At 36.7% G+C, this 25,746-nt stretch carries 20 protein-coding genes and 4 pseudogenes; 2 read left to right on the top strand and 22 right to left on the bottom strand.

Translation table 11 applies throughout. From position 1 onward, the window contains the following. Positions 1-476: 476 nt before the first annotated feature. From NXV01_RS12580 to NXV01_RS12485, 20 genes and pseudogenes are all read right to left on the bottom strand, one after another. Positions 477-782 (bottom strand): annotated as a pseudogene (locus tag NXV01_RS12580) (NAD-dependent epimerase/dehydratase); the annotation flags it as partial. A 369-nt stretch (positions 783-1,151) separates the two neighbouring features. Next, the gene (locus NXV01_RS12575; RefSeq protein WP_234132121.1) at positions 1,152-1,442 is read right to left on the bottom strand and encodes a hypothetical protein; all 291 of its coding nucleotides are present in this window, start codon (positions 1,440-1,442) and stop codon (positions 1,152-1,154) included. A 115-nt stretch (positions 1,443-1,557) separates the two neighbouring features. After that, entirely contained in the window at positions 1,558-2,184 is a 627-nt protein-coding gene (locus NXV01_RS12570) for a sugar transferase (protein WP_217721437.1), read from the bottom strand. Positions 2,185-2,232: 48 nt separating this feature from the next. Beyond that, positions 2,233-3,550 (bottom strand): annotated as a pseudogene (locus NXV01_RS12565) (UDP-glucose dehydrogenase family protein). Next, positions 3,547-4,620 carry an NAD-dependent epimerase gene (locus tag NXV01_RS12560; protein ID WP_217721435.1) on the bottom strand — a complete coding sequence of 358 codons (1,074 nt, stop codon included), beginning with the start codon at positions 4,618-4,620 and terminating at the stop codon, positions 3,547-3,549. Before NXV01_RS12560 ends, NXV01_RS12565 begins: the two are co-directional and overlap by 4 nt. 5 nt (positions 4,621-4,625) lie before the next feature. Further along, a complete protein-coding gene (locus NXV01_RS12555; protein WP_217721434.1) occupies positions 4,626-5,747 on the bottom strand; it encodes a glycosyltransferase family 4 protein in 1,122 nt (373 codons plus the stop codon). Then, positions 5,740-6,840 carry a glycosyltransferase gene (locus NXV01_RS12550; RefSeq protein ID WP_254883760.1) on the bottom strand — a complete coding sequence of 367 codons (1,101 nt, stop codon included), beginning with the start codon at positions 6,838-6,840 and terminating at the stop codon, positions 5,740-5,742. Before NXV01_RS12550 ends, NXV01_RS12555 begins: the two co-directional genes overlap by 8 nt. 6 nt (positions 6,841-6,846) lie before the next feature. Continuing rightward, entirely contained in the window at positions 6,847-7,674 is an 828-nt protein-coding gene (locus tag NXV01_RS12545; RefSeq protein ID WP_217721433.1) for a glycosyltransferase family 2 protein, read from the bottom strand. Beyond that, positions 7,667-8,887 carry a hypothetical protein gene (locus tag NXV01_RS12540; RefSeq protein ID WP_259022589.1) on the bottom strand — a complete coding sequence of 407 codons (1,221 nt, stop codon included), beginning with the start codon at positions 8,885-8,887 and terminating at the stop codon, positions 7,667-7,669. The genes NXV01_RS12545 and NXV01_RS12540 overlap by 8 nt, the downstream gene beginning before the upstream one ends. 57 nt (positions 8,888-8,944) lie before the next feature. Then, complete coding sequence (locus NXV01_RS12535; RefSeq protein WP_259022588.1) at positions 8,945-9,622, bottom strand: acyltransferase; 678 nt, start codon at positions 9,620-9,622, stop codon at positions 8,945-8,947. A gap of 72 nt (positions 9,623-9,694) precedes the next feature. Then, positions 9,695-10,894, bottom strand: coding sequence for a hypothetical protein (locus NXV01_RS12530; RefSeq protein ID WP_217721429.1), 1,200 nt, complete (start codon positions 10,892-10,894; stop codon positions 9,695-9,697). 12 nt (positions 10,895-10,906) lie between these two features. After that, the gene (locus tag NXV01_RS12525; protein ID WP_217721428.1) at positions 10,907-11,740 is read right to left on the bottom strand and encodes a DUF4422 domain-containing protein; all 834 of its coding nucleotides are present in this window, start codon (positions 11,738-11,740) and stop codon (positions 10,907-10,909) included. Between the two features lie 9 nt (positions 11,741-11,749). Further along, on the bottom strand, positions 11,750-12,730 hold the full coding sequence (locus NXV01_RS12520) for a glycosyltransferase family 8 protein (RefSeq protein WP_217721427.1): 981 nt from the start codon (positions 12,728-12,730) through the stop codon (positions 11,750-11,752). Continuing rightward, positions 12,696-13,724 (bottom strand): glycosyltransferase family 2 protein, encoded by a 1,029-nt coding sequence (locus tag NXV01_RS12515; protein WP_217721426.1) that lies wholly within the window; start codon positions 13,722-13,724, stop codon positions 12,696-12,698. The genes NXV01_RS12520 and NXV01_RS12515 overlap by 35 nt, the downstream gene beginning before the upstream one ends. Position 13,725: 1 nt before the next feature. Then, positions 13,726-15,264 carry a lipopolysaccharide biosynthesis protein gene (locus tag NXV01_RS12510; RefSeq protein ID WP_217721425.1) on the bottom strand — a complete coding sequence of 513 codons (1,539 nt, stop codon included), beginning with the start codon at positions 15,262-15,264 and terminating at the stop codon, positions 13,726-13,728. Positions 15,265-15,278: 14 nt separating this feature from the next. After that, a complete protein-coding gene (glf, locus tag NXV01_RS12505; protein WP_217721424.1) occupies positions 15,279-16,427 on the bottom strand; it encodes a UDP-galactopyranose mutase in 1,149 nt (382 codons plus the stop codon). Between the two features lie 133 nt (positions 16,428-16,560). Beyond that, positions 16,561-17,678 (bottom strand): annotated as a pseudogene (locus NXV01_RS12500) (chain-length determining protein). 21 nt (positions 17,679-17,699) lie between these two features. Further along, positions 17,700-20,115: pseudogene (locus NXV01_RS12495) on the bottom strand (SLBB domain-containing protein). A gap of 22 nt (positions 20,116-20,137) precedes the next feature. Next, positions 20,138-20,719, bottom strand: a complete 582-nt coding sequence (locus NXV01_RS12490) for a UpxY family transcription antiterminator (RefSeq protein ID WP_032846245.1) — start codon at positions 20,717-20,719, stop codon at positions 20,138-20,140. Positions 20,720-21,071: 352 nt separating this feature from the next. Continuing rightward, positions 21,072-22,022: a tyrosine-type DNA invertase cluster 3b gene (locus tag NXV01_RS12485; RefSeq protein WP_309569300.1), complete on the bottom strand. Its 951-nt coding sequence runs from the start codon at positions 22,020-22,022 to the stop codon at positions 21,072-21,074. 136 nt (positions 22,023-22,158) lie between these two features. On the opposite strand from NXV01_RS12485, the gene NXV01_RS12480 reads away from it, so the two are divergent. After that, on the top strand, positions 22,159-22,362 hold the full coding sequence (locus NXV01_RS12480) for a hypothetical protein (protein WP_259022586.1): 204 nt from the start codon (positions 22,159-22,161) through the stop codon (positions 22,360-22,362). Between the two features lie 79 nt (positions 22,363-22,441). Here NXV01_RS12480 and NXV01_RS12475 read toward each other — a convergent pair whose 3' ends face one another. Together NXV01_RS12475 and NXV01_RS12470 are read right to left on the bottom strand one after the other, a co-directional pair. Beyond that, complete coding sequence (locus NXV01_RS12475; RefSeq protein ID WP_148367959.1) at positions 22,442-23,620, bottom strand: heparin lyase I family protein; 1,179 nt, start codon at positions 23,618-23,620, stop codon at positions 22,442-22,444. A 123-nt stretch (positions 23,621-23,743) separates the two neighbouring features. Further along, positions 23,744-24,295: a DUF4738 domain-containing protein gene (locus NXV01_RS12470; RefSeq protein ID WP_195650178.1), complete on the bottom strand. Its 552-nt coding sequence runs from the start codon at positions 24,293-24,295 to the stop codon at positions 23,744-23,746. 145 nt (positions 24,296-24,440) lie between these two features. On the opposite strand from NXV01_RS12470, the gene NXV01_RS12465 reads away from it, so the two are divergent. Next, positions 24,441-25,745, top strand: coding sequence for an AAA family ATPase (locus NXV01_RS12465; RefSeq protein ID WP_259022585.1), 1,305 nt, complete (start codon positions 24,441-24,443; stop codon positions 25,743-25,745). Position 25,746 lies beyond the last annotated feature (1 nt).

The following is a 25,746-nucleotide window of genomic DNA, read 5'->3' as shown; positions in this document are numbered from 1 at the left end:
CACTTCTTCTGTACACCAACCCCTTAAAATACAATATACCAACGATCCTCACAGACAGTTGGTATATTTCACATATAGATACATATCAGCGTTTAAACCGATATGAGGGTCAAGTTAGAAATATACCGCTGTATTATTCCCAACCTGCATCATGTAGGGATTTCATGAGTTCATCATGAATCTAGGGACCTACATATTCTTTTATATTTATATTTGTGATTCATTTTTAAATATCAACGATCTTCACAGACAGTTGATATAGTGGGAAATTCACATCGGCTTTAACCTCCGATGTCAGGGCGTAAATTAGAAATGTACCGTCGTACTATTCCTAATCCACAATGTAGGAGAATCATGCCTTTACAGCATGAAGCTAGGGACCTACATTTCTTTCATCTCACATACGAAACACTCATGTGTTTATTACATCTCAACATTTTCAACATTTATTATATACCCAATTTATTTCAGAAAAATCACCTCAAATACAGATTATTATCTCTATACCAATCCTTAATTGCTTCTTCAAATGTATAATGAAACTTATACCCCGAATCAGCCAATTTCTTTCCGCATATATTAGTAGAGATCATAAATTTCTTTACACGAGCCGGACAAATACCTAAAGTTTTTCCTCCTAATGGAACAACAATACTTGCAACTGTCATTAAAAGACTTCCAGATACCTTGACAATGGTACGTTGTAGCCCTGTAGCCTTTTTCATCGGCTCGACTATTTGCTCAATAGTAAAAGCTGGTTCAAATGTACAGTTATAAATCTCAGCAAGAAGCTTGTCTGCGTGGGCACGGCTCACAGAATGAGCGTGCAGGCTCTCTGTACGAGCCCCACCCTGACTACTCTTGATAGCACGGAGCTCGGACAGAATCAGCTCATTCATCTGGTCTTTATCCAACAATTGTTGGTACAGGAATTTATACATGAAAATATAGACATCTCCATTAAGAGGATCGCGATGATAGCGCGTTCTGATGATCTCGGAAATACGAGGAGCTTTGCAAAGCATATCATGAAAATCCGTAAGATAATAAAAGTTCTTCAGCCCTGAAATGGTCAGCATAAAACCTCCAACTTCTCTACCAAATCTTTCAAGCCAAGGTAGTCTAAATTGCATTTGCAAATATGAAGGCCATCACAGGTTTGAATAGTAACCATAATTGAACCCTTGGCAACATAAGCCACTCTCGAGCCAGCAGAAGCAAATGAGCCGGCATCCTCTGAAGATACCAGAGTAGAAGCCTCTTCTACGGGAAGGCCCTCCACATACCGGAACTACCTTCTTCTGACGTTTGCGTAACCAGTCATAAAATGACTTATAAGGAATGTCCTGCTGAGCATAATAGGTATTAATCGAAATTCCCTTGGGTTGCCCCTCAGTAGTGTAGAGGAACCACAACTTCTCGAAATTTGTATTGATGTACATAACTTTGATACAGAACAAAGATAGAGGGGGTAAGCAGTAAAGGAAATACATCTTTTGGGGACGCTTACCGCTAACTATTTTATGCCACTTCTTATTATCTAAATATTCTACTATTCTAAAATTTCTTTCCAAAACATATATTGACAAAAGTCTTCACCAATATTTTAAAATCAAACCACCAGGAACGATGTTGTAAATAAAATAAATCATACCGCAAACGACGCAGCATCTTATCCATTGTATCCGTATAGCCATTATACAAAGTTGCATAAGAGGTTACTCCCGGCCGAATCTGATACAAGTATTGATAACGCGGATCATACTTTATTATTTGATCAATATAAAACTTTCGCTCCGGACGAGGTCCGATAAAAGCCATATCACCACAGAAAACATTCCAGAGCTGCGGTAGTTCATCCAAATGATGTTCACGCAAGAATTTTCCGACTTTAGTCAATCGGGTATCTTTCCCACCGGTATAAAGCCGAGGGCCGGCAGACTCCGCATCCAATCGCATACTGCGAAACTTATAGATATTGAATGGACGTCCAAAACGCCCGATACGCTCCTGTTTAAATATAGCCGGTCCACCATCTTCCCGCTTCACTGCTAAATAACAGATTAAAAATAGTGGAGAAAAAACAATCATTAAAACCATTGCAACCACACAATCCCCAATTCGCTTTACATTACGCTCAAAAGCATTCATTCCGTCTGGAATGAATTCCTCACTATACCCCATAATAATTATTAATTGTAAATTTGATAAGTATTTATTAGAATTATACTCTCATTTTTTACCTATACATATATAATCTATACCTGACTTCTTCAATTCCTGCTCATCATAAATATTCCGTCCGTCTATCAATACAGGTTGATTCATTAACTTCTTTACTACCCCCCAAGCCGGTATTCGAAATTGCTTCCATTCTGTAAGTAGTAGTAACGCATCAGCATTAAGCAAAACGTCATACATATCAGAAGCATATACGACTCTCTCTCCCACTCTTCGCCTACATTCATCCATTGCCACAGGGTCATATACCCTTATATTACATCCTGCACTAAGAAGTTTTTCAATAATCACCAATGCAGTAGCTTCTCGCATATCATCAGTTTCCGGTTTAAATGCCACCCCCCAAATAGCTATATTTTTACCGACCAATGAACCTTGGTAATAACGATATAGTTTATCAAAAAGCAATTCCTTCTGTTTTTCATTTACTTCCTCCACAACTTTCAACACACGCATATTGTAGCCATTATTCTCCGCTGTTCTTATCAATGCTTTCACATCTTTCGGGAAACAACTTCCTCCGTACCCACAACCAGGATACAGAAATTTATTTCCTATACGAGAATCAGTTCCAATACCTTTGCGCACCATATTTACATCCGCCCCCACCAATTCACATAGATTGGCAATGTCATTCATAAAACTAATGCGAGTAGCAAGCATTGAGTTGGCAGCGTATTTTATCATTTCTGCACTAGGTATATCTGTAAAAATAACTCGGAAATTATTAAGCATCATAGGACGATAGAGCCGACTCATAACCTCTTTAGCCCTTTCAGTCTCTACACCAATCACCACCCTATCCGGACTCATAAAATCATTTACGGCAGCACCTTCTTTCAGAAACTCCGGATTAGAAGCCACATCAAAAGGAATTTGTACCCCCCCGCCTGTCCAATTCATCAAGAATAGCCACTTTTATTCTCATGGCAGTACCTACAGGGACAGTAGATTTCGTGACTAATACAAGGTATTTATTCATATTTCTTCCTACACTACGTGCTACTTCAAGCACGTATTTCAGATCAGCGCTCCCATCTTCGTCAGGAGGTGTTCCTACTGCACTGAATACAATTTCTACATTATCCAAACAAGTAATAATATCCGTAGTGAAACGTAATCTTCCCTCTTTACTGTTACGTAGTACCATTTCTTCCAGTCCTGGCTCATAAATTGGTATTCTTCCATTCTGAAGTGCAGAAATCTTTTCTTGGTTTACATCTACACATATAACATTTGCCCCCATCTCAGCAAAACAAGCACCTGATACAAGGCCTACATATCCCGTTCCGACAATAGCTATATTCATACTTTAATATCCTCCTTATTTAATCTATAATAACTACGATACCATTTAATCGTCTCATGCACACCTTCTTTTAATGGCTTGCATGGCTTAAAACCTAACTCTTTTTGTAAGCGGCTAGTATCTGCATAAGTCTGATATACATCCCCCGGCTGCATAGGAAGAAATATTTTCTCAGCTTCACAACCAATCGCTTCTTCAATAGCCTGAATAAAGTCCATTAAGCGTATGGGGTGTGAATTTCCAATATTATAAACTCTATAAGGAGCAGATGAAGAACCGGGTGAAGGTACTGCAGAGTCCCAAGTGGTATCCGGCTGAGGAATATGATTTATCACACGAATTATCCCCTCTACAATATCATCAATATAAGTGAAATCCCGAAGCATATCACCATTATTAAACACCTTGATAGGACGGTTATGCAATATTGCATCCGCAAAGAGGAAAGGTGACATATCCGGCCGCCCCCATGGCCCATAGACTGTAAAAAAACGAAGGCCGGTAGAAGGTATGTTATATAAATGACTATAAGCATGAGCCATAAGTTCATTTGATTTCTTTGTAGCAGCATACAGGCTCACCGGGTGTGCAATACTATCCTCTTCAGAAAAAGGAACCTGCCCATTTAATCCATAAACACTGCTAGAACTGGCATACACAAGATGTTTGATATGATTATGGCGACATCCTTCAAGAATATTTAAAAAACCGTCAATATTACTATCAACATAAACATATGGATTCTCAATTGAATAACGTACACCTGCTTGCGCTGCCAAATTAATAACTATATCAAAATCCCCATTTGCAAAAAGCATCTGCATAGCATGTTTATCTTCAAGATTCATCTGCACAAAATTGAACAAAGGATAAATATTGCTTGAAGTAAACTTATACCATACTACCTCAGATTGAGAAATTCCTAAGGTCGAAAGACGTCCGTATTTCAAATCTCTGTCATAGTACGAATTTAAATTATCCACCCCTACTACTTTATCACCACGTTGTAGCAAACGTTCACAAACATGTGAACCTATAAATCCGGCAGCGCCAGTCACTAACAAATTCATTCTATTTATTTTAATATTTTTCCGTAAATCTCCAAATGCTTTGTTACGACATCATCAATAGAAAAATATTTCTCCGCTAACCGCCTTGAATTTTTACCCATTTCCCACCTAAGATGTTTATTTTCAATCAATATTTTCAATCGATCAGCTAAAGCATCACTATCCTTAACAGGAACTAAAAAGCCATTATACCCTTCAACCACAGTATCTTTACACCCCACAGAATTAGTAGTAACTATAGGCCTGCCTATAGCAGCCGCTTCTATCAAAGATTTGGGTAATCCTTCTTTGTAGTAAGAAGGAAAAGCAACTATGTGACAATCTTTTAATAGATTTAGAATATCTGTCCGATATCCTAACCATTTAATGTAATCCCCATCACACACAGCTTGCAGTTCATCTTCTTTAATAGCGACGGGATTATCATCAAGTCCGCCACATAATAAGAACTGGACCCTATCTTTATATTGCTCCTTTAATTTCATGGCAGCATCTGTAAGAATGAAAATACCTTTTTCTACAATCATACGAGCTGTTAACAAAACCTTAATTTTCTGCCCTTCAGGTTCAGGAGTATAACTATACTGCTTCAAATCAACCCCGGAGCCCTTTATTTTATAAGCTTGAGATTCATTTATTATTCTAGATTTTAGAAATAATAATTGATCATCATCATTCTGAAAAATGACAGCCAGTTTTTTACGATGATGAGAAAATCGTAATACCGCAGGAAGAAGCTTTGCTATCATTGTTCTTTTCTCCTCCGAGAAAATTATCCCCAAACCACTCACTGCATTAACAACTCCATGAACTTTAGCCAACTTTGCCGCTAATGTTCCCCAAAGTATTGTTTTCAATCCCACGTGATGTACAATCTCTGGTTTTTCGCGGTGATAAAGATTGTAAAGAAACCAACAAGTATATAATTCCTCCCATATTTTCTTCCCAGAACGACTCATTGGTAAATCTATTACCTTTAGCCCCAACATTTCTATCTCTTTAATCTTTCCGGTATCTTTCGTTACAATGGTAACTTCATAGCCTGCTTTTTGGGCATTTAAAGCAATTTCTTTACGATGAGAAAGAAAAAAATGATCGATATTGATTACTATAAAAAGATTATTCATTATATATTCCACTTAAAATATTAGTATATAGCTTAGTATATTTCTCAACCATGTGATGTATATCATATCTTTTAGCTCTATCCCAACATTTTGCCGATATTTGACTATAATATTGCTTGTCAACCAACAAATGAGTAATAGCTTCTGCCAACCGTTTCTCATCACCTACCGGGAACAGTAAACCTGCATCTTCCACCACTTGCTTTAACCCTGCTACATCTGAAGCTACAATTGGTTTATTTCCAGCCATGAATTCCACGGCAGTTAACCCAAATCCTTCCCACAAAGATGATTGTACCCCAATATAAGAAGCATTTATCAAATCAGGGATATCCGTCCTTTGCCCCCAAAAGACAACTTTATCAGATACTCCTAACTCATAAGCTAATTGCTTACATTTCTCAAGAGTAGGCCCCGAACCGGCAAAAGCAAAAAGTACTCCATCTACAGGTACATATGGAATAGCCCTAATGACAGTTTCCTGATCTTTCTGCACAGAAAATCTAGATATCATCAATACAATCTTAGAGAATTGCGATGCATCTGCAACATTTATAGTTCTATTTGAAGGAAGAAAATCATTTAGTTTGATACCATTGTCTATTTGAATAAATCTCGAATCAATCCCCTCTACTTTCAGCCACTGTTTTAAGATTAGCTGAGTTTGTGGACTTATCGAAATTACTTTACTATACTGTCTATACACATAACGTTCTATAAAAGAGAAGTACACTTTTCCTCTCCGCCTATTATTTGTACTATGCTCCGTAAATATCAACTTAGTTGAAACAAAGATATTGGCCAATGCCACCCAATACAAAGATGGAAACAAATGTACATGCACAATACTAAATTTCCGCAAAAATGGGATTAAACGTACAATTATAAATGGATTATGGTAGCTTCCTGAATTTAAAGAAAAGACTTCTATACCACTATTTTTTATTTTAGTGTAAAAAGAGGAATCAACACTTTTCAAAACAAGCAGAGAAACTTTCATTTTTTCATTATTCATTAAAGGCAGTATATCAACAAGTAGTTTCTGTGCTCCTCCAATCTCCAATGAATTTATTATATGTAGAATTTCAATCATATTCGTTTAAAATACTGTTATTATAGTATAATTGCATCGATTAAAGAAATGTCTCCAATTGGTTTTTCGCATATTCCTAAAGTTCACTAAAACAAAATAGCTCCAAGAAGCATAATACCGAATCACCCTCTCCAAAAACAATATATTCTTATATCCATTTTTACAAAGAACAGCATACGACTCCTCAAGTATTCTGCCTGAAGATGTAATACTTGCTTCATGTACTCTAAAACCCATTATATCGCAATTCACATATTTAAACTTGAATGTTTTAAATAATCTCAGAACATAATCATAATCTGCCGCTGCGCTAAACTGCTCAAAATCATACAAGCCCACTTCATCACATGCCTTTTGGGAGATGAAAAGCGTGCCATGACCAACAAATGTCAACTTTCTAGAGCATAATAGAGTCTTGAATCCAACAGGAATACCCTTTTTTCTTTTCATAAAATATCCTTCTGCTGTAAACTTCTGCAGATTACCGTAAAGACCTTTATAATATGACGGAAGTCCCTTCAATTTATCTGCAATAACAGATATGACTTCATTGTCTAAATAAAAATCATCCGAATTCAAAATAGCAATATAATCTCCTGTAGCCCATTTCATCCCCTTGTTTATTGCATCATACATATTTCTATCAGGTTCGCTGATAAAAATCGTTATATCTTTTCGGTATCTATTTATAATATCAATAGTACCATCCGTAGAGCCTCCATCTATCACAATATACTCTATGTTCTCATAAGTCTGAGCCAGAACACTCTTTATTGTTTGTTCTATATAGGCTTTACTATTGTAGCAGACTGTAATTATACTTATTTTAATCATGTGGCAAAAGTTTTTCTTTCGTTCGATAAACATACCCTAAGGCCAACATAGTCCAAAACCAAGGAAGATAAATCAAATCAACAAAACAGAAGTGAATGGTCGAGAGGATAAATGCAATTACAAATCCACAACGCATATCTTTATTCTTTATCTGTAACATACGATAGAATGTACACAATAGAAAGCCCAAGAATAATATGATACCGCAAATACCAGCACTCATTAAAATACCAACATATAGAGAAATAAAAGAGGGTGTTTTTAACGTACTAAAAGCGGCAGAGCCATAGCCTATCATTAAATGTATGCCAGTAAGATATTGATCCAGTCCTATAATTCTACTATTTCTATCACTGAACGAACTATTATCAACATCTAATTTGGCGGTAACAGTTTGATAGCCAATTTCCCAAATTGAAGGGAAAGCAATTATAATAACTAGAAAAATAATAAAAACAATAAATAAATTTTTCATCAAAGACTTTAAATTCCCTACTGAGAAAACATAATAATATAAATAAATAAATATAGCTATCACTAATGCAACCAAGCCATAAGCGCTAAATGAAAAGAACAAAGCAATCAGCACAATACTTACATACGATATCAGAATAATCTTATTTTTTCTATTTCTCAAAAGCCATGCCAAAGTGATAGGAGTAAAAATTTCCAGATATAATGAAAAATGACCGGATTCTTCCATAAATGATCTGGCACGAATAAAATTAGACGCTAATGGAGTATATCCTTCCACTCTTCCTCTAGGAATAATGTTCTCCAGATTTACTCCAACAAAGTTTACCAATAAAAATTCTACAATGGCAAATAGTGAAGATATAAAAACGGAAAATGAAATAATATTCAACATAGTATTGAATATTCCGCTATCGAATTTCAGCAAATATAGAACTAATGACTTGAACACATAATAAAAGGCAAAAAAAGAGAACATCCACATTATATAATGATTAAGACATTTTTCTCCTGTAGCAAACAAAATAAAAGAAAACGTCAAGACAAGCCAATACGCAAGTAGCCAGTATCCTTCTTTATGTAGCTTTATTCGAGAAGAAAGAAGTAAAATCAAATAAAGTAAAGAGTATATAGCAGCCAAGAATGTCGGCATTGAAATAAATGATGACACAGCAAAGGCATTTGTAAATATCCCGACAAAAAGGTAAGCTATAAGAATACGTATTATTATAAATTTCACTATCTTAAACACTTATTAGTAGTCATAATATATCTGATTTAGAGCGCATAGCTTTCATTAATAGTCCCATTTTACATTTTCTTTCAAAACTCCATTGCTACTCACTGTCACAAACTCTTTATCCACTCTACGAGTAATAGTTGAGTTAGCAGCCACAATTACGTTATCCGAGATACTTACTCCTTTAAGAATTATGCTTCTACAACCAATCCACACATGATTTCCTATAGTAATCGGTTTCGAAGGATTTAATATTCTGCCATCAACAGTCGAAGCCACTTGGTGCCAATCGTTATCCATAATAAGCAAGTCCCACGACAAAAGGCATTCATTTCCAAAAGTTATACTATTTTGACAAAGCAACGTAGAACGACCGGTCACATTAAAATTTTCGCCAAGCGTTAGTACGGCATTCCTCCCTACTTCCACACAACATCCCTGACCAAACCCAGCCTTACCATATATATGTAAAGTACCAGCTACATTCCATATTGAACAACATCTTTTTTTATCTATAAACCCCAAATTATTTTTTCCAATTTGAAGAATCCCCATTCGTAATGGACAATGGAAAATCAATCTTGCCTTTCGCGCATTTTTAATAGTCACTTTACCATATATAAGGATGGGAAAACGTATTGCTTGATCAAACGGAAGAGTTACGAAATTAAGATAAATGGTAGAGAATAAGTTCATCTCTCTCATTCTAGAAAACAACATATTAATAGGATACATAAATAGCTTTTTACATTCTAATCAAAAAGATATTAAAAGTCTTACAACGATTACTTGCACAATAGACAACTATTATTGCTCCTTTAAAATCTTGTCCATGATATCCTTAAATGAACTATCAAATTTCTTAAGCGAGAAATTTTCACGGGCATACTGAAAACATCCTTCCCTAAAAGTCAGAATCTCTTCATTAGTCATAGATACAGCACGATTTACCGCATTCTTTATATCCTCGATATGCCATCCTTCTAACTCAATAATATATTCATTAGGCTCAAAGCCACATTCTTTAGTAAGGATTGGAATAATACCATGAGCCATACAGGTCGCAACAGCAGTACTCATGCCTTCAGAGCAAGATGGAAAAATGATAAAACAATGTCTATTTATAACTGTATCGACAAATTCCGGATTCTGAACATTTATACGTCCACAATCTACCGTATTGGAGGCTTTCAATTTATGAAACAAACTCTTTTCAGTAGTAGGTAATCCATAGAAACTAATAGAGAACTCAGGCATCTCTTTAAATGCATCGATAAGAATATCACCTCCTTTATGAATAAAGCCATCTGAGCCAAACCAAAGGAAGTTGCGTTTTGTTTGTTCAATTCTACCCTGCATATTCGCTCTGTCAAAAGCATATCCCGTATTAATAAATGCATTACTGTTTATAAGATACACATTGTCAAAATAATGTTTCATTGATTCAGCATTATACCTGGAATTCATTATTATTGCTAAATCAGAAGTTTCAAACATATCTTCATCAATGTAACCTTTTCGTATAATGGAAGCATTACAATTAACAGATGGATGCCTTTGTTTGAAATATACTATTCGTTCAGCGTATTTCTGTGCTACAATAACGGGATTATTTTCGGTAATAAATATTATTTTTTGAGCATCAGGCTGATTCTTACAAATTCTTTTGAATACCTCGCCCAATCCGATTATTATATCATATTTCTTATGCTTCAATATCTCATATGAAAAAATATCAGAGCAAGCACATACATCTACACAATACTCATTATCAATAAAATACTTGACTATCTGATTTGCGTGCATATAATTAGCATGCTTAACTTTCGTCAAATCCACATCCTCCAAATATAGATAACATAAAAGTATTTTTTTTTGTTGTGAATTAAGCAAATCAAGATTAATATTTACTTGGTATTTTCCACCAAAGAAGCGACCTATTTTAACAGCTAGTTGAGGGTGTTTTCGTAACAAACTACGTACAAGTTCTTTAATAAGATTTTTCATACAAAAACTTTACTATTTTATTTCTATACCATCACTACGCAAGCCCTGTATAATGACTGAAGACAATCCCCAATCCGTTCTTTTCTGAGGAGTAGTGAACCTATAACGTATAGTATTAATTATTTTTTTAAAACAAGACTGTGAATATAATAATTGATTATCATCTACAAATGAAACCAATTCTTCACTCTTTATTCGTAAATGATGATGGAAACAATAAATAGGAAGTAAATACTCTGAAAAATGCCCTAAAATACGTCGAGCTCTTGAGTAACCAGAAAAACGTATGTACTTCTCACATTCAAAAAGAATAGAGAACTGCCATTCAGCAAATTGGTCAAACAATTCCTTTGAGCATACAAACATATTAAAAGCTATATCCTTATTTCCATGCATATATGCCAAGACTGCTTTTTTATATTTAGGATGTAATCTTTCTATTACCTGATATAATATAGCTACATCCTCCTCTATTGCAGCCCGATATATTTTTTGCTCCATAGAATACGAGCGATATATAGGTTCAGGTAATATTATATCATACTTTTGCAACAAAGATTCCAAATAGTCTTCGGTGTACTTAGTTTTAAAATATCTCCGATAATGGCACAGGCCAATATTTGTTGTATCTTTCAAGTTCTTCCAAGCCCAATATTGTGCTGTAAGCTCACAATACATTGGATTCTTTTCGCTAATATTATCTCCCGTATCATCTCCTTGAAAGCCTAAATCATTTGTTGAAATGGCTTTTCCCACATGAATAGGCGTATATATGTTGTCGCTATAAACAGGATCCGCTTTATGAATTGCTACAAGAATCTTTGTTTTGCTTTTCTGTTGTTCCATAAAAATATATTATAAGAATAAATCATCTCGGAAAGTTGATTGATAAGACAATATACCTATTTTGCATAATACATATTTCACTCTTTTCCTCCAAGTCAAATGTCTATTAAGCAATGGGGTGTTTTTCCATTGCGTCATATCACGATATTTAAAAAACTCGGCTTTGAATGGGTGAGCACAATGTTTAATCCAAGGCTTGTCATATGAAATATAATGCAAAATGCATGGATCTTTAAGTGCTTCACTCAATTCTAACTCATACTCCCAAGAAACATGTAATTCTTTGTTCAATAATCCATCTGTCACGTTATATTTTAATGGTAATATAAGCTTCTCATCTTTTAACACATAATTCATAATATCTTGATCATGATATAAAATCCGTTCAGGATATTGCTTTATGAATAAAAGAAATCTATCGAGCACATTATGAATTCGCCAATATTTTAGATTGATTAATAATACACCCGCGTTAAAGTAGCCTAATTTTTGAGAATATCTCAAACGATTATAGTTCAATATTTGTCCATCATCTGCATCAGGTACGCAGCCTATTGCATTATTTTCTATATCCGTATTCCACAAATTAATTAAAGAATGACGGACTATAATATCACAATCCAAATATAAGATCCTATCAAGATTCTCAGGTAAGATTTCCGTTAAAAAGAGACGAAAATAAGTCGCTAATGTTATATGGGATTGTTGTCCAGCCATTCCGACAGGCAAATTAACCACCCACGACTCATCTATTTCATAGAAAGTGACTTCATTTTTATATCTATTGACGATACCTATTAGACTCTCTTTCTCTTTTATAGAAACATTCTTATTGATGATTATATGAAAACATACATCTCCTTGCGTATTGTTCTCACATATAGAGCACAATAAAACACCACAAGGCATAATATAATTACTATCCGTGCAACAAACAATATTCATCTTTTCCAGCTTAATATTTTTTTCTTCGTATACTTTCCAAACCATATCGCAGTTGCAACATGGCATTGAATAAACATAAATTGCCACTTAAAGCAAAATAACAAGTAAGTAGCTGATAAATACTCACCTCCTTTTTCCATTCTTTCAGAAAACGATATTTATAACGATTTGCCTCCGGATACATCTCAGAATATTGCATTCTTAATTGCTTAGTTGCATTTTTCATACAAGTAAATTTTGTTTTGAGTTGCTTGTAGGCTAATTCATAATCATATCCTATTATATTGTTATTTTCAAGAAATTTGGTAGTGAAATCTATCACACCAATAAAATTACTCAAGTTCTTTTCACTAACAGGTAAATGGCATATCGATAAATCATTATATTGAACATAGTTATAAAAAGCCTGTGGAATATATTCAATTTTATTCGCAAAATAAAAGCATTGGATCATAAATATAGAATCTTCACCATAGTCAAGTCCCTCTACTATTTCTATAGTATTTTCCTTTAATAATTCTCTCTTTATTAGTTTGTTCCATCTTGCTGCATGTTGCGTTTTAATAACTTCACCCAATAATTCTACTTTATTTTTTAGAATATCATCTTTTTCATATACTTTTTTATCCATATATACACGCCACAAATCACACCCAACAATATCCGCATCCGTTGCTATCGCTTTTGCATACATCTTTTCTAACATATCCGTTTCCATATAGTCATCGCTATCTATTTGAAGTATATACTCTCCTGTTGCATGATTCAAAGCTGTATTCTTAGTGAAAGCAATCCCTCTATTAGTTTCATGATTTATAATTTTTAGTTCTTTTCCATTCAATGTATTTGAAGAACTATGAATAACCTCATTAATCACCCTCATACTATTATCAGGGGTACAATCATTCACTATAATTATTTCCATGCTTTCCTGTATAGTCTGATTCAAGACAGAGAGGATGCAGCGTCCCACATACTTCTCTACATTATAAACAGGTATCAATACACTAATTTTGGGAGGATTTAACTTTTCTAGCATATTATTTACGTTTTATTATTTGATAAATTCGCCGAGTAAATACTCTAAAATTCTTATCAAGCAGTTGAAAAAAACATAGACTGATCGTTCCATAAAGCAACAATACCTTGAACGAAATGAGAATCCAGTCCATAAAATTCCTACATGACAGATCTATGTATTCAAGAAAAAAACGAGAAATATACCATGGTACAAGTATCAGGCATATTATTTTACCAATAAAGTACAAGTAGTTCCATATAGAGATTTTAAAGCCACGGCTATATAAGAAATAGGGTTTCCAACAACAAATAATCACTAGCAAACTAATCAAGACTCCTGCAATGATGCCAGGTAATCCATAATAATATCCCAATAGTATGGACAAGCCCAAATTTAATGCTGCTTCAATAGCAGGAGCATAAATATCTTGAAACAGTCCATAGGCTGAAAGAAAAGAATCATTAGTACGAGTCATAGAGATAAAAGCATAAACAACCAGTAGAGTAAAAGATGTGGAATCAAGTAAGTAGTCTTCACCTATCCAAAGTATCATGAATGAATGAGCCAGATGGAATAAACAAAAACATATCACAGAAACAATCCAATAACGACTGACTGTATATTCTTTAAAGAAAGAAAGAATTTTATCTTGATTCCCCTCAGCAACCAAATTACCTATGCCAGCATTTACCCCATTATAAATAGAGGTAATAATCATGGATACACTTACTACCAATAACATATAGTTCCCATAAATAGCAACAACCGTCAATGACAAAAAAGCATAAATAATCAAAGGACTAGTTTGCCCCAGTACGTAAGATGCAAACCTATGAAAAAATAACTGCTTTGTTTTTCTTATGATTTCAACATATTTCCGAGACAGAGCTTTCCCTTTAGACAAATCAGGATGAAGCCAAGGAAAACTCTTACGAATGGTCTTATGCAAAAAGAAACAAGTAATGACGGACATTAATAGTTCCACTATCAACCAATAAATATATCCTTGCTGAAAATAACCGATACCAACAATCTGTAACAACAATTTCAAAACCCTGAACCCTTGTACGTTATAGTTTATTTTATACTCCTGTTGGTCGGCGCTTAATACAATCTGCTGATAATTGATGATATACCCCAACATGGCAGCTACCAACAAAACTCCGAATGAACTGTAAGCATACCATAATGGCAATTCCATTTTGGAGAATATCAACGGAAAGAAACACATTAAAACAACTCCGCCTGCAAGGACAATATAAGCGATACGCCTGTAAAGCCAACCTTGTACGGCAACAATTTCATTGATAGCATCATAATCTTTTTGGAATAACGGAGTATAAAGTGTATATGAAATAGCAGCACTTATACCCAGTTCCGCCAAATTAAGAAATCCAAGTAGATTAGCTGCCGTCGTATTTATTCCCAAGACCTCTGCGCCTAAACATTCTATAAGAATTTTACGCGAAAAGAATCCGAGAATTAAAACCCCAACACTAAAAAATAAAGAAACACGGACATTATTGATGCTTTGTGTTGTACGGGTAGGAGATTTCACCTGATAGCGTTCTATTAGAAGTTTACACGAAATTCTTTACTATTTAGTACATGCTGTATTATAGGAGCCATATCATAATATCTGTATTGCCCCAACCTTCCACCAAAGATAATATCCTGCTCATCTTCTGCAAGTTTTCGATACGCCTCTGCCAGTTGATTGTTACGATTATCATTCACTGGATAATATCGCTCCATACCTTCTTTATATTCCACTGAATATTCCTTTGATATTACCGTTTTTAGACAATCATATACCTTCTGTCCCAACATTTCAAAATGTTTATGCTCAATTATCCGAGTATAAGGAATCATACGCTCAGTGTAATTCACAACTGCATTTCCTTGATAATTAGGCGTATCAACAACCTCCGTCTCAAAAGAGACAGTACGCCAGTCCAGTTTACCAAGCCTGTAATTAAAGAACTCGTCAATAGCACCGGTAAACACTAACTTATTTGCAATTTCTCGCCAACAGTCTTTATACGTAGCAAAAAAATCGACAGATGTTTCGCATTTTACGCCTTCCAGTAAACCCTCAATAAGTTTATTGTATCCACCTATTGGAACACCTTGATACTTATCGTTGAAGTAATTGTTATCAAAAACCAAACGTACAGGAATACGTCTGATAATAAACGCAGGAAGCTCTGTACACTTCCGTCCCCATTGCTTTTCCGTGTAGCCTTTAATTAATATTTCATAAATATCTTTGCCTACAAGAATCAAGGCCTGCTCTTCCAAATTACGTGGTTCACTAACTCCGTCAGCTCTCATCCTTGCTATAGCTTCTGCTTTCTGTTGTTCTATTTTAGCCATCGCTTCAGTTGGAGTCGTTATTCCCCAAATCTGATAGAATGTATTCATATTAAAAGGAAGATTATAAAACTTACCTTCATAATTGGCAATTGGAGAATTTGTGTAACGATTAAATTCCACTATTGAATTTACGAAATCCCAAACTGCTTTATTAGAGGTATGGAAGATATGTGCACCATACTTATGTACATTAATCCCCTCAATATTTTCACAATAAACATTTCCTCCTATATGTGGACGCTTGTCAATTACCAGACATTTCTTACCCATTTGTTTTGCACAATAAGCAAAAGTAGCTCCAAAAAGACCTGAGCCTACTATCAAATAATCATAATAAGGAATCATATTATTAGAATAAACATTTCAATATACCGAAGTAAACACTCGTTGCTAAAAGACTGAGTAAGTTTTGGTAGCCTGCACCGAGTGTTTTTACTATTCAACAAATAATTCATAACATAACCAATGCAGCATCTTATCATTTTTTCAGCTTCGTCCAAAAATCCTTCACTAGCAACTCCCAACTAATGGCCCCTACTACACAAAGAAAAATAAAAGCTAGAGCATATACTTTTTTACTAGTTCCTGAAGGGCTCAATGGCACTATCGCAGGTTCTAGAACCGCAAATACAGGTTTCTCTTCTTGTACTTTAGCTCTGGCAACTTGAAGCTGATTCGCAACCTGACTATATACTTGATAAGCCAAGCTCATATCACTCTGCAGTCGTTCCTGTTCAGTACGGACACTCTGCAAAATAAGATCATCATGAGAATCTACATAATGAGCATATTTTCTTTGGGCAATATAATACTCTTGTTGACGTTCTTTACAAAGTTTCTCCAAATAGGCACAATCTTCTTTCGCCTTGGAAGTACGATAGTCTATGATATATTCTTGCAATTTCTTCACAACAGAATCGGCAACCACCGCAGTTGCCATTGGATTTTGCAAGGTCACAGCGACAGAAGTCATAGATGTTTTCTTATCTACTGAAGCCGTAATCTTTTCTCTCAACATTCCAATCTTCTGCAACTCTTTTTTAGATAATTCAATCGCACCTCTATTTGATTTACCAAGAAGTTTTGATTCATGTTCTTCTTGAACAAATAATGATTTTACTCCGCCAATTATCATACCAGGTAACCCAATTACATAACTCCACCAAGGAGAAGACTCTTCATCTAAATAAGTGTTTAGAGTCATAGTTTCACCTGTTGATACAAGTATTTTCATCGCAGAGAGTTCGAGCAAAAAAGGAGTGGAAGATACAATATCAGCAGATAAAGAAGCATTTAAAGCATCAACACCATCGCCCATTGTAGCACTGCTTCCCAAAAAGAAGCTGCTAAACCTGACAAACCACCACCTTTAGCACTACCCATCTCCGGAGAAAGAGTAACTTCAACTGTATATTGTTTAGGAATACTTATTGCCACAATACCCCCCATCACTAATCCAATACCGATAGCTTTATAAATTGTCTTACGAATAGCTATAATCTTATGAAGAAAATCTATCAGATATATTCCGTTCTCTTCATCCATATAATTATCTTGTCTCTGTTTTATTTCCTTTTCAGATTCTCGTTCTATCATAGTGGTTATAAGCTGTATTCGTTATTTCTTGATTAAGTTAGCAATAGAGGCAACCATCATTCCTAAAGTGCTGAATGTAGTAGCATAACCTAAAATATTGCCAATATTAGTTTTCTTCTTAGCTTTACTAGGCACAATTATCTCACAACCCGGCTCGATCTGTTTCTTACCACTACCTTTCACTTTAGTCACCTGACCATTCATATAAACGATGAATTTCTTACTCTTCTTCGCATTTTCAGAATAACCACCAGCTTGATCTAAATAGTAATCAACTTTTTTTCCTTCCATATAAGAAACAGTATTCGGAACCATTACGGCACCATTAATCGTAACCGTATTATTATTTTTCGGAATAAAAATCACATCACCCTCACGCAAGACAATATCTGCTGTACTGCCAGGATTCGCTAGTGCCTTTTCCAAGTCAATACCTACACTAAAGGTATCTTCCACACGGACACCCAAAGAGTCCATCATAGCTTCACCCAACTGTCTGCTCATCAAGCGGATCACATCACCCATGCGTTTCTTTTCACTTGCATTGGCCACACGAGTCAGTTTGGCACCACGTAAGTAGGCATAATTCGTTGCACCTCCCGCTTTATTGATTAAGTCCGAAAGACGTTCTTCACGGCTGGTCATAGCATAAGACCCTCCGAACAGAATTTCACCTTCAACAACTACATTCTGTTGAGCTTGATAACCCGGACTACGACGTACATAAACTTCATCATAAGGTTGAAGGACAAAGCCGGGAGTGCCATCCACTATAAAACCTTCTTTCAGGGAGAATGTATATATCTGGCCGATAGTATCGTTGTCTACTGTACTACGAGGATTCTTAATTCTACGGGATACATCTACACGGACTACAGAAGCGGCTTCCACGCAATCCACCTGCTTGAATAATCAAGTCTTCAAGGGTCATGTTATCTGCATAAGGATAAGAATCCGGTTTGGCTACTTCACCATGGATTACGACATTGCCTCTGTCTTCCAAGTCATGAATACTCGGAATATAAAGGATGTCATTTTTCATCAGGATGATGTTTTGAGAAGTACCGTCCATGATGGCTTTGATGTCTACCGGAACAACTTCGGTAGTCAGGTCTTCACGCTGACGATAGAGAACAGCACGATTCAGGAAAGCATCACCAGTCAGGCCTTGGGCTTCGTTTACCAGTTCACGGACTGTATTCAGTTTTCCATTCAGCTGGTAGATGCCGGGACGATAAACGGCTCCACGGATTTCAAGTTTATTGATGAAGCGGTTAAGGATGGCTTCGGCGGTCACAACATCACCGTTTCTCATTTTATAGACACTATAGTCAAGGTCTTTGACCGTATTTACTTCATATTCCTGTCCGTTCTGGCGTACGACACGCAAGGAACGGGTGTAGGCATCGGCTTCAAAGCCACCGGCATAGCTGATAAGAGTGGATAGACTCTCATCCCTTTTCATTTCGAAACGCATTGGGCGTTTCACTTTTCCGTCGATCTTAACCAATACGTCATAGGCGGGGACAATCACTACATCGCCTTCCTGAAGGCGGATGTCATCCTGAATGTTTCCTTTCATGATAAATTGGTAGACGTCGATCGTGGCGATATTTTTGCCGTTACGTACCAGCTGGACATTGCGAAGGCTTCCTATGTCACTGACTCCACCCGCACGGTAAAGTGCATGGAAAACTGTGGCAAAAGAAGAGAGGGAGTAAGTGCCTGGTTGGACAACCTCACCCATTACATTGATCTGGATAGTACGTATGCTACCCAAAGTCAGACGGATGTCAGAGGTGGGATCATTCGTATTATTAAGACCATTATATATCTTGTTTAATGTCTTTTTGAGATAGTCGTTGGCTTCAGCAATGGTTAGTCCGTTCAGGTTGACAGGACCTATTTTCTGAATGTTGATCGTGCCGTCAGGAGAAATATGCTGACGGATAGTGTTCTGGCTGGCTCCCCAGATGTCGATAATCACTTCATCACCGGGACCCAGACGATAGCTTAAAGGAGTGGCGATGTTGACGCTGGGTTCAAAAGTAAGGTTACGAGTATTGAAGATGTTTCGTCCGAAAACCTGGTTGCCACGTGCGAGGTCTTGAGTGCTCGGGTGGTCTTCCAGCATATCGGAAGTATTTTCTTTCATTTCCTCACGCAGGCGTGATTCATTGACATCGGTACCTGTTGCATTGGAAGCATTGACATTGTTTTGCTGCTCATATAGTTGCTTCACACGCGTTGCCTGTTCTTTGGTCACACCTCTACGTGCCAGTTCGGAGGCTAGTTGTTTCTGTTCTTTACCCTGGCGGATGCCATCCTTTACATATTCAAGAACTTGGGAGTCGCTCATGCTTTGAGCCATTAAAGGAGAAAAAACTCCCAGTATCAAAAATAGAAGAAAAGTACGAAAAAGCGTTTGTATTTTCATCGATCAATTCAAATTAGAAAAATTAGCCCACATGAATGTCTGCAGATTCAACATAACCAATAGGCATATCTACACAGGCACAGCCAAGCATATTCAACCGAACTGCAATCTTACTTTTACCATCAACACTGACCAATTCACCAACCAGTCCAGTCAAAGGTCCTTTCACAACACGAACTTTTTCGCCACGTGCCAAAGGAGAGCTATTCATACAAATAGCTTCTTCTGAATAATCAAGCATAAAACGGAAACGAGCCATCTGTTCATCAGGAATCACTGCCGGAGTACTTTCTCCACGCATCACCATATAACGGCTCACTGTAGAAAAGCTTAGAACTTCTTTACGTTCAGATGGATCAGCATGAACAAATACCATCATTGGAAGAAGAACAGATTCAACCATCTTACGACGGTCGCTCCATTGATGAATTTCCTGCTGAACGGGAACAAAAGAATCAATTCCCATCTTAGATAAACGCTCGGCAACTTTCTTCTCGTGATGCATTCGAACGAGTGCTACATACCAGCGTTTTGAGTGTGCTACGCCTTCCCCTGTCCCACTACTAGGCCCGGCATTTACTGATTTCGGTTTTGTTAAAATCATATTTTTTTACCCCATGTTATTCCGTTACTTCTTAGGTAACAGACAATATATACACGAAACGCATACTACAGTGAGAATAGAAATCACACACATGACAAAGGCGTATAAAATGGAAAAGCCTAATATTCAATAAGAAAACTATTGAATTAGGCAATGAAAAAGTATAGAGCATGGAAATAAGATTATTTCATGTTCAGACAATTTTTTGCTCTATGTTTTAGATAAAACGAAAAAAAGTGGAAGAATATTTGCTTACTATTCGTGTTTTTGCCTATCTTTGCGTCAAATTTAAGTTCTGTTACCTAAGAAGTAACACACATATTTTACTTCTGATTATCAACATTTTATATATCTACCATCTGTCTACACAACAGTTCCTCACGTAAGATAAATTCCCTTTATTTACCTCTGTACGTTCTTTAAGCCCGAAGCCTTTTAAATAGATTTGTGTGGTTTTTATAGATTTGTGTCCCAATGATTCACTAATCATTTCAATCGATACTCCCCGATACTTCGCGGTCGTTGCCCAAGAATGGCGAAGTGTGTAAGAAGTGACAGGAGACTTCAAACGTAAAGCTCTCGCTAAGTCCTTTAAACGGTTGTTGAATCGACGAAGGGCAGACTGGTATTCCCGATAAGCCCTTTCATCCGTCCGTTTCTTATCACTACTAAGAATATCAAACAGATAATCCGGAGAATCAGGATGAGAATCCTGGTTACTACGAAGCCGGTTAATTATTTCCTTTGCAGTATCAAGTATTTCCACACTCATTGGAGTTTTGGTCTTGATACGGTTATACCGTAACACATTCTGATCTAAAGCAGATTTCTCCAGATGAGCTAAATCCGCGAATGACATTCCACAGAATTGAAACATCAGGGCAGCAATAGCCTGCGTTCGACGCAAACGCTCCGATTTGGGATCCTCATACAGAAGTCTACGTAATTCACCGATAGGCAAAGCTTTCTTTTGGCGAACATCTACTCCCGTATAAACATCATGAAACAACCGAGGCACATAAGGTGCACTACCCGCTTCTACTCCCCGGTTATAAATACTACGAAGCATACGCATATACGTAGAAATCGTATTAGGCTTCAAACCACACTCATAAAGATACTGCCCGTAACGTCGTAAACGTTCGCGGGTGACCTGTCTGAACGACACATTGGACGTGCCACAAAATTTGCTAAAAGAGAAAATAGCATTCTTATAGACATGCGCTGTAGAATGCCTCCCTTCCTTCCGCAAACGACCGATGTAGAACTCTGCACATCGGCTAAATCCATTTTTGTTCATCATTTGCATCACTAGTTATTTTATATATATACCATTTGGCAAGCGGCAAAAAAACAAATCTTTTTGCATACCTGGCACACGCTTACCAAATGTAGACTTATTTTTTCAGCATTATTAACTTTGTTAAAATTAGCAAATTATGGCTAGTAAAAAAACAACTCACAGAGAGTCTAAAACACAAGTAGAAAACGGTGCTCAAAACCTGAAAAAAGAGGGAAGAGCACATCAGAAAGGGGAAATCATCAGAAGAGTCAAACGGGAACAGTTGGAAGAGGAAGAAAGACAGGCGAAAGAGAAAGTATCAAGCACCAGGAAAGTATATCATTGCTGCGCTGACAAATAAACGGTAAAAGCACTAAAAAAATATCCGGATGCCCACAAAAGGACACCCGGATATCACTCTCTTTTTACCTTCTGACTAATTACCTTTCTGAATAGTTTGTCAGATTGTAACATACCGGCTTAGTGCTATTACCTACACGGTAGATACCGAACTTGAAGTAATAACCATCATCGTCGTTACGTCCAATCATGATTTTTTCATTGTCTACAATGTGTTTACTAACCTTTTTCCCCTTTTCCTGATAGTCCATCTGCACATCGAGCATGCCCGGTTTTACAATCGTTTCCGCCTCTTTGCCATAGACTGTCCAGTCAATATGAATGCGGAATGTAATCCAGCAGTCTTTCGGAAAATCGGCATAAGGCATTTTGTAAGCAATGGTCGATGCTTTATAGTCTGATGTTACAGGTTTCATAATCGGTGTTTTTTCGGGATTTGCGTTGCAACGGTCGTCTTTATCCGTCAGCCACTTACGGTCGGAATTTGCTTTGATATAGAACCATCCGCCGGAGAACCCGAACGCCAATGGAGGATAGCCTCCTTGTTCCACGAGCCATCCGTTAGCCTTTCCGGCCTGATATACAGGATTTCCTTGCTTGTCTTTTAACGGGTTACCTTGTTTATCCAGCTTGGCAACTTTCTCGTGCCCTTCATTCTTTTTGAAAATCGTAGTCTTTTCCAGTTCAACGAACTCGTCAATCGTCAGTTTTTTCACTTCACCCTGTGGAGTCTGTACCAATGTACGATCCGGCATTCCATGCCATTGAGCAAAAATTGTCGAGACATCGCTACCCAATGAAGAAGGAATATATACGGAAAACTCATAGTCGCGGGAAGCTCCTTGCGGACAAATGCCTTTCCCATGATGATATACGGTTTTAGTGATCTGCGCTTTCTGATAAACATCGGCAGGCAGACCTTTGAAATCATCGGAAGTTGCATAACAATAAGAGAATTCCGCACGCCCTTTTGTTTCCCCTTTGGCATATCCTGACAGGGTGTTATCATCTTCCTTCAATTCAAAACGATAAGAAGGCTTACCATTGAACAGACGTGTAAAGTCGCGTTGAATTGCATGAGACTTTTTCGTCCCTACTGCTACCCAGCAATCGTCTATAATTTGATTGACGCGTGCCGAATCCGCCTGCACATTTACCCGTTCGGTAAGCGGAACCAATGTTTGTGTATCTTTGGTTTGAGCGGTCAGTGCCGTACATCCTACTGCTACCACACAGATAGCAAAAATGTTTTTCTTCATTCTATTCGGTATTAAGTTTGTTGACGGTGCAAAAATACGAAAGGCAACCCCATCGGCTGCCTTTCTTTTGTCTCAAATGTTTTCACATTTGTGCAATTTTACTGTCAACACCCGCCTACAAGCCTAATTGGGCGCTTCGTCGTTATAATCTTCTTCAAGCATATCCACTTTCTGTATACTCATTTTTCCATCAGCGGTGACCGTTATGGAAAGCGGCATATATAAATCTGTCTGCGGATAACAAACACTCGCAGCGTAGACAATTCCCTGCGGAGTAGTCTTGTCATACACAATGCCTTCCAATATGGACTTAGACAGGAAGTTCGCATCGACTACCGATGAAAAATCATTCTTGGTAAAGGTCTTGTTCAACACGGTTTCGTTACCACGCGTCAGGTGCAACACTATTTTATTGTCGACATAAGTATCTCCCATCTCGTTTGTCACATGGGGCAGATTTTCATCCGGAGTACGCGAAACGAGGGAATGATAATCTTTTCCCTTAAACTTAAAGTCGGTTTCGCTCTTAGACGTCTGCATACGCTGCAATCCGTGAGCATCCACACTATCCATCATTGCCAGTGTCGACTTATTATCTGAAGATCCTTTTTTACCGCCACATGCACTCACAGCCACTGCCAACGGCAATAAAAGCCAATAAATTAGTTTTCTCATATGTAAGTTTTCTGTTTATAAATAGATAGCAAAGGAACAAAAAGAGCGGGATATTTACAAGTGTAACCGACATTTTTCCTACATTTGCGAATGTAATACAGAAGATAATTAATACCAAACGTCCTATTGGATAACTATTTTAACCATGAAACTAAAAAAAGTACATTTGAGTAATTACCGTAACTTCAAAGACTATCAGATAGAATTCGGAGCAAAAACTACCATTTTTATCGGTAAGAATGGCATGGGTAAAACTAACATTATATCAGCATTAAAACAGTCGTTGAGTTTTATCTTCTCCAAAAAGAAAGATGAACCTCAATACGAATTTATTGCAAGTTCTAAGCAATTGGTGAAAGGATTTGCTGTAACCGATGCCAGATACTGCAATGAGGGTCCGTATGGTTATGATTATAAATATCCGGTATCAATAGAGACAACAGCTTCATTGAATAAAGAAACTATCAATTGGCATTTTTATAGCGAATATGCGAAATCAGGAGTAGATAAAAAGTTATTTCAAAAAGCCAAAAGTATATTTTGGAATCATTATCTATCAGAAAAATCACAATTTCCAGTATTAGCATTCTTTTCAGATTCATATCCTCATATCAAAACAAATATCGGAAAAGATATGCAGGAGATGCTTGATTCCAATAAGGAATTGCCCAAGAATATAGCATTTTTTAATTGGGATGAAGAAAAAAATTGTACGGAGATATGGGTACAGTATTTCACCATGCAATGGAAAAATCATAAATTTAAAGAGGATCAAGAGAAAGAAGACTATATAGATGCTATTACCCAAAAGATGAAACAATTCTCATTGCCGATACATGAGGATTTATCCACTCCCGAACTAGAATTGGATACTCTGGAAATAGAAGCACGCGGAAAGAACGATATATTGATCATGTCTTTTAAAAATGGCGATCGTATTCCGTTCGAACAACTACCACAAGGCTACAAACGTATCTTCTCTATTGTCTTTGACATAGCTAACAGAAGTTACATATTGAATCATAACTGTGATCCTTCAGGTGTTGTTTTTATCGATGAGATTGAACTGCATCTGCACCCTTCGATAGCACAAGAAATATTGGAACGTTTACAAAAGTCATTCCCCAATATACAGTTTATCGTATCAACTCACTCACCATTAGTAATCACCAACTTCAAACAGGATGGTGAGAACATACTTTATAGGCTGTACAAAGATGACGATGATTACAAAAACGAGCGTGTGGAAAACTTATATGGAGTGGACTATAATTCCGGATTGCGTTATTCAATGGATACTCCAGAACGTGAAACATTTGTCCGTGATCTTATTGAAGCTTATGGATATTGGAAAGAAGCGGACAATGAAGATATGATGGATAAATTAAAAGAAAAGATCAAGGAGGCAGTGGGTGTGTCAAGTCATCTTTATCAGTCGCTTTTTGAATAAT

The organism is Bacteroides sp. BFG-606, assembly GCF_024788145.1.
In the GTDB taxonomy this organism is placed as follows: Bacteria; Bacteroidota; Bacteroidia; order Bacteroidales; family Bacteroidaceae; genus Bacteroides; species Bacteroides vicugnae.
The sequence above is the reverse complement of the archived record's forward strand: the minus strand, read 5'-3'. Positions and strand labels throughout refer to the sequence as shown.

Excerpts from the sequence above, each read along its gene's own strand:
- NXV01_RS12575 (WP_234132121.1), bottom strand. The coding sequence starts at position 1,442 with ATGTACATCAATACAAATTTCGAGAAGTTGTGGTTCCTCTACACTACT.
- NXV01_RS12570 (WP_217721437.1), bottom strand. The coding sequence starts at position 2,184 with ATGGGGTATAGTGAGGAATTCATTCCAGACGGAATGAATGCTTTTGAG.
- NXV01_RS12560 (WP_217721435.1), bottom strand. The coding sequence starts at position 4,620 with ATGAATTTGTTAGTGACTGGCGCTGCCGGATTTATAGGTTCACATGTT.
- NXV01_RS12555 (WP_217721434.1), bottom strand. The coding sequence starts at position 5,747 with ATGAATAATCTTTTTATAGTAATCAATATCGATCATTTTTTTCTTTCT.
- NXV01_RS12550 (WP_254883760.1), bottom strand. The coding sequence starts at position 6,840 with ATGATTGAAATTCTACATATAATAAATTCATTGGAGATTGGAGGAGCA.
- NXV01_RS12545 (WP_217721433.1), bottom strand. The coding sequence starts at position 7,674 with ATGATTAAAATAAGTATAATTACAGTCTGCTACAATAGTAAAGCCTAT.
- NXV01_RS12535 (WP_259022588.1), bottom strand. The coding sequence starts at position 9,622 with ATGTATCCTATTAATATGTTGTTTTCTAGAATGAGAGAGATGAACTTA.
- NXV01_RS12530 (WP_217721429.1), bottom strand. The coding sequence starts at position 10,894 with ATGAAAAATCTTATTAAAGAACTTGTACGTAGTTTGTTACGAAAACAC.
- NXV01_RS12525 (WP_217721428.1), bottom strand. The coding sequence starts at position 11,740 with ATGGAACAACAGAAAAGCAAAACAAAGATTCTTGTAGCAATTCATAAA.
- NXV01_RS12520 (WP_217721427.1), bottom strand. The coding sequence starts at position 12,730 with ATGGTTTGGAAAGTATACGAAGAAAAAAATATTAAGCTGGAAAAGATG.
- NXV01_RS12515 (WP_217721426.1), bottom strand. The coding sequence starts at position 13,724 with ATGCTAGAAAAGTTAAATCCTCCCAAAATTAGTGTATTGATACCTGTT.
- glf (WP_217721424.1), bottom strand. The coding sequence starts at position 16,427 with ATGATTCCTTATTATGATTATTTGATAGTAGGCTCAGGTCTTTTTGGA.
- NXV01_RS12490 (WP_032846245.1), bottom strand. The coding sequence starts at position 20,719 with ATGATTTTAACAAAACCGAAATCAGTAAATGCCGGGCCTAGTAGTGGG.
- NXV01_RS12485 (WP_309569300.1), bottom strand. The coding sequence starts at position 22,022 with ATGATGAACAAAAATGGATTTAGCCGATGTGCAGAGTTCTACATCGGT.
- NXV01_RS12480 (WP_259022586.1), top strand. The coding sequence starts at position 22,159 with ATGGCTAGTAAAAAAACAACTCACAGAGAGTCTAAAACACAAGTAGAA.
- NXV01_RS12475 (WP_148367959.1), bottom strand. The coding sequence starts at position 23,620 with ATGAAGAAAAACATTTTTGCTATCTGTGTGGTAGCAGTAGGATGTACG.
- NXV01_RS12470 (WP_195650178.1), bottom strand. The coding sequence starts at position 24,295 with ATGAGAAAACTAATTTATTGGCTTTTATTGCCGTTGGCAGTGGCTGTG.
- NXV01_RS12465 (WP_259022585.1), top strand. The coding sequence starts at position 24,441 with ATGAAACTAAAAAAAGTACATTTGAGTAATTACCGTAACTTCAAAGAC.